3 protein-coding genes are annotated in these 4,547 nt (G+C 75.1%); 2 read left to right on the forward strand and 1 reads right to left on the reverse strand.

The features are described from left to right. Positions 1–151 precede the first annotated feature (151 nt). Positions 152–2,923 (reverse strand): hypothetical protein, encoded by a 2,772-nt coding sequence (locus tag H3C53_12785; protein MBW7917540.1) that lies wholly within the window; start codon positions 2,921–2,923, stop codon positions 152–154. A 137-nt stretch (positions 2,924–3,060) separates the two neighbouring features. On the opposite strand from H3C53_12785, the gene H3C53_12790 reads away from it, so the two are divergent. Both H3C53_12790 and H3C53_12795 read left to right on the forward strand, forming a co-directional pair. After that, positions 3,061–3,276: a hypothetical protein gene (locus tag H3C53_12790; protein MBW7917541.1), complete on the forward strand. Its 216-nt coding sequence runs from the start codon at positions 3,061–3,063 to the stop codon at positions 3,274–3,276. Positions 3,277–3,385: 109 nt separating this feature from the next. Continuing rightward, the coding region (locus H3C53_12795; protein MBW7917542.1) for a hypothetical protein at positions 3,386–4,547 on the forward strand (1,162 nt) is incomplete at its 3' end.

Here is a 4,547-nt window from a genome sequence, read left to right on the forward strand (position 1 = left end):
GTGGAGGAGCGCCGCGCCGGCAGGAGGCTCAGCGCCGGCTGACCCGTGCCACCAAAGCGCCGGCAGGCGTCAGCGTCGGCTGACCCGTGCCACCAAGGCGCCCGCAGGCGTCAGCGCCAGCTGACCCGTGCCACCAAAGCGCCGGCAGGCGTCAGCGCGTGAGTATGTCTGCCGTGGCCGCCTCGGGTTCCATGCCCGTCTCGACCAGTAGCGCCTGCGCGAAGCGGTCGTAGACGCGCCGCGCCTCCCGGCGCCGCCCGAGGCGCGTGAGCAGGGTGAGGAGCGCCTGGACGGCGTCCTCGTGCAGCGGGTCGAGGGCGATGAGGCGCTTGAGGAGGCGCACGCGCAGCTCCACGCCGGGCTCGCCGGCGGCCGGCGCCTCCCGGTCGGTGGAGGCGCGCTTAAGGAGATCGTCGGCGTCCGCGCCCGCGTACAGGGCCTCGAGGACGCGCTCCCTCAGCGCCTGCCGCTCCTCGTCGACGAGCGGCAGCTCCACCCCCGGGGCGAACGGCTCGACGTACAGCTCCAGCACGCGCTCGGCGTCCCCGGCGCTCAGGGCCGCCTCCAGCTCGCGCAGGTCGAGCGTGAAGCGTTGCAGGCCGCCCTCGCCCACGAAGGTGGTCTGGCCCCACGGCTCGAGCGCCTTGCGCAGCATGGTGAAGAGCACCCCGAGGCTGTTGCGCTGCTTGCGCGCGTCCACCTCCGGCCACAGCTCCTCGCCCATCCGCTCGCGCGGCACGCCCAGCGCCAGGAGCGTCACGGCCTCGCGTTGCCGGTCGGTGAGCGGCACGCTTACGCCGAGCACGGCGGCGCTCACCTCGCCAAGGAGCTTGACCTCGAGGGGCGGCACCTCGTCGAGGCGCGCCGCGATGGCCTCCTCCCAACCCGACGCCAGCACCTCCGCCAGTGGGTAGGCGCGCGCCAGCTCGGGGCGACCCGGTGGCAGCGCCGCGGGCGGCACGCCCGCGTAGACGAGTACGGCCTCGCGCAGGCGCGTGAGGTCGAGGAGGGCCGCCAGGTGCTCGGGGCGTCGCTCCACCACGTAGGCGGCCGCCAACCAGTGGACCCTGAACTCGCGGTAGTGGTAGGCGGCCTCGGCCTCGCTCACCAGCCGGGCCGCCTCCGCCGCGTCGCCCCGCGCCGCCAGCGCCCACGCCAGCTCGAGCTTCGTGAAGGGGCCCTCCGCGAGCTGGGGGTAGACGTCGAAGGCGCTGTCGAGGTCGCCGCTCCTCCGGAGCGCGCGCAACCACAGGGCGCTCACGCGCTCTGCCAGCTCCAGCGACTCCCAGCGCCGCGCCGCCGCGAGGATGGCGGGGAAGGCGGCGACGTCGCGCTCGAAGTAGGCGAGCATGGCCCTCACCATGACGGCGTTGTCGCCCTGCGCCCGGTTAGCGACGCGGCGCAGCGCGGCGGCGGCCGCCGTCTCGTCGCCCAGGTAGGCGTGGGTCACCGACAGGTTCTGGTGGACGATGAAGAGGGTCCCGTCGTCGAGGTCGGGCGCCTGGGCCAGCTCGAGTTGGGCGGCCAGCATGCTGTCGACGTCGCCGTGCAGCTCCCACAGCATGAGCTGCAGGTTGGCCGCCGTGCGCGCCGCCGCCGAGCGCAGCTGGGGGGTCTGCTCGGCGCGGCCGTAGGCGGCCAGCGCCTGGCGGAAGCGGGCCTCCGCCGCGGCGAGGTCGCCCCTGAAGTAGGAGACGGGGCCGAGGTTGTGGAGGAGCCTGGCGGCGGCGTCGTGCGGGAGGCTGGGCGCCAGCTCGAGCGCGGCGCGTTCGAACGGCTCGGCCTCCTCGAAGCGCTTGGCCGCCGCCAACGTGAACAGCGCGACGCCCAACAGGCCGGCGCGCGAGACCGGCGCCAACTCCGGATGGGCCACGAGCGCGGTCGTCTCGGGCAGCGCCACGTCGAAGCGGTTGAGGGTCAGGTTGGCGATGGCCACGTTGCGGCGGCGCTCCAGGTCAGCGGACGGCGGCGCCAGCTCGTGCCAGTGCAGGAAGCGCTCCGGCTGTTGCTGGGGGAGCGCGCCGGCGGCCTCGACCAGCGCACGCAGGCCCTCGAGGTCGCCAACCCGCTCGAAGGCGGCGCCGCGCGCGAGCGGGTCGAGGCGGTGCGCGTTGGCCGCCACCTCGCCCCGCGCCGCCTCCGGATCGGTGGCCAGCACGCCCTCGGCCATGAGGGGGTGCAGGCGGTAACCGCCCGCCAGGCGCTGCACGAAGCCGGCGCGGGCCAGCTCGAGCGTGAGGTCGGTGGCGGCGGCGTCCGGCAGCAGGTCGACGGCGGCCAAGAACAGCAGTTCCCTCCACGCCTCGGGCCCCACGCTGCGCGCCACGGCGCGCGTGAGGCTCTCGTGCGGCGGCAGGCCGCCGGTGAGGGCCGCGAAGTGTAGCGGCAGCGGCCAGCCGCGCGTCTGCTGCCACACCTGCCGCGCCAATGCCGCGTCGCCCAGGACGCGCTCGGCCTCGTCCTCCCCGAACGCCAGGTCGGCGCTGGTGAGGTGCTGCACCCGGCCGGCGGTGGTGAGCTTGTGAAGCTCGGGGTAGGCGAGGGCCGCGCGACTGGCCAGCAGGACGAGGCCCGCCCCGTCCCGCAGGAGGGGCCCGGGGTCCTCCTCGCCGGTGAGGTCCTCGAGGACCACCAGCGTGGGCGCCTCGCGCAACGCGTCGAGCAGCACCGGCCAGGGCGCCGCGGCCGGCAGCTCCAGCTGGCCCGCCAGGGCGGCGCGCACGTCGCGCCCCGCCACCGACGTCCACACCACGCGCCAGCCCTCGGCCTCCAGCTCGTCCGCCCACTGCGACGCCAGCACGCTCTTGCCGTACCCGTACGGCGCCTCGAGCCACACGGCGAAGCCCGGGGCGTCCGGCAGCCTGTCGACGAGGCGGCGACGGCGCAGGTGCAGGGGGCTCGGCGCGGGGCGGACGGTGGGCATGCGCGGTGGGCTCCTCGGACCCTGGTTGGGCGGTCCCGGTCGTTACCGGCGAGTATAGCGACCGGCGCCCGGCGCGGCCTCGGCGGGGGGACCGCGTCTTAACTCCGGCTTAATTGCTCCGCTGCTAGCCTCCGGCCATGGGAGGGCACGCGACAGGCGGGGAAGGGGGGTCGGCGGCCGTTGCGGCCCGCGCCGACCTGGGGACACTCGACTGCGAGGCGCTGGCCAGCGCGCGCCTGGCGCTCGAGTCGCTGGTCACGAGCGGCGCGGCGCCGCTGGAGGCCTACGGCGAGCTGGCCGACGTGCTGGCCGAGCTGGAGCGGCGCCGCCGCGCAGGCCGCTGCCCGCCGTAGCGGCGCCGCCGCGCAGGCCGCTGCCCGCCGTAGCGGCCGCGTACCAGTCGTTCCGGCGGGGCGTGCGATGCTGACGGTAGGCATGGCGCCACGCCGGAGGAGGTACGCCATGATCGGAAGCACCCTCAAGCTCGCCCTGCTCGACCACATCGCCCCCCTGCCTGGGCCGCTCCTCTCGCTGTACGTCGACGTCAACCCGGCCAATCCCGACACGAGCGGCAAGGCGTACGTGCTGCGCGCCCTGGAGGCCGTGAAGGCCCTCGACCTGCCCAAGGCGTACGTCGAGGCGCTACGCGAGCGGCTGCGCCAGCAGTTCGCGCGCCTCGAGGGGCGCAGCCTGGTCATCTTCGCCGGCTCAGACCTGAACGAGCAGTTCGACGCCTACTACCTGCAGACGGAGCTGCCGTTCCTCGCGGACGCGGGCGGCGCCCTCGCCCACTGGGGCAGGCCGCTCGTGGCGCCCCTCCTGTTCGCGCTCGATCAGCGCGAGCGCCACGCCGCCGTGTTCGTGGCCACCGACCGGGTGCGCCTCTTCGAGGTCTTCCTCGGTCAGATCGAGGAGGTCGCCGACTACGTCCGCACCGTCGACACCGACTCGTGGGTCGACTACCGCGAGGCGCGCCGCAGCGGCGCCATGGGCATAGGGGTGGCCGCGCGCGGCGGGGCCGACGTGGACAGCTTCAAGGACCGCATGGACGAGGCCACCCTGCGCCTCTACCGCGCGCTCATGCCGGAGGTGGCGAAGACCCTCGAGGCGGGCCTCATCGACCGCGTGATCCTCCTCGGCCAGGCGGGCCCCGTTGGCGCCTTCGAGAACCTGATGCCGGCCGACTTGCGGCAGCGGGTGGTGGGCAAGTTGCCCGGGCACGCCAACCCGGCCGCGCCCGCCAGGGAGTGGCTTCCGCTGGTGATCGGCCTGGTGGAGGAGAGCGAGGCGGCGCACGAGGCGGCGCTTCTCGACCTCATCCGCGAGGGCGGCGTGTGGGGCGTCGAGGAGACCATGACCCTCCTGCAGCAGAACCGCCTCCGCACGGTGGTGGTGCCGTGGAGTGGCCTGGGCGACGGTTACCTGACGGCCGGCGGCTGGGTGGCCGCCAGCCTCGCCGAGGCGGAGGCGCTGCGGCCCGGCGAGACGGTGGAGGCCGTGAGCCTCCTCGAGGTGCTGCCCGCGCTGGTGCAGCGGACGGGCACGGTGCTCGAGTTCGTGCACGGGCGGGCGGAGGAGCGGCTCATGAGCGAGTTCGCGGGCATGGCGGGCCTCAGGCGCTGGT

This window comes from Trueperaceae bacterium, assembly GCA_019454765.1.
Taxonomy (GTDB): domain Bacteria; phylum Deinococcota; class Deinococci; order Deinococcales; family Trueperaceae; genus JAAYYF01.

Excerpts from the sequence above, each read along its gene's own strand:
- H3C53_12785 (MBW7917540.1), bottom strand. The coding sequence starts at position 2,923 with ATGCCCACCGTCCGCCCCGCGCCGAGCCCCCTGCACCTGCGCCGTCGC.
- H3C53_12790 (MBW7917541.1), top strand. The coding sequence starts at position 3,061 with ATGGGAGGGCACGCGACAGGCGGGGAAGGGGGGTCGGCGGCCGTTGCG.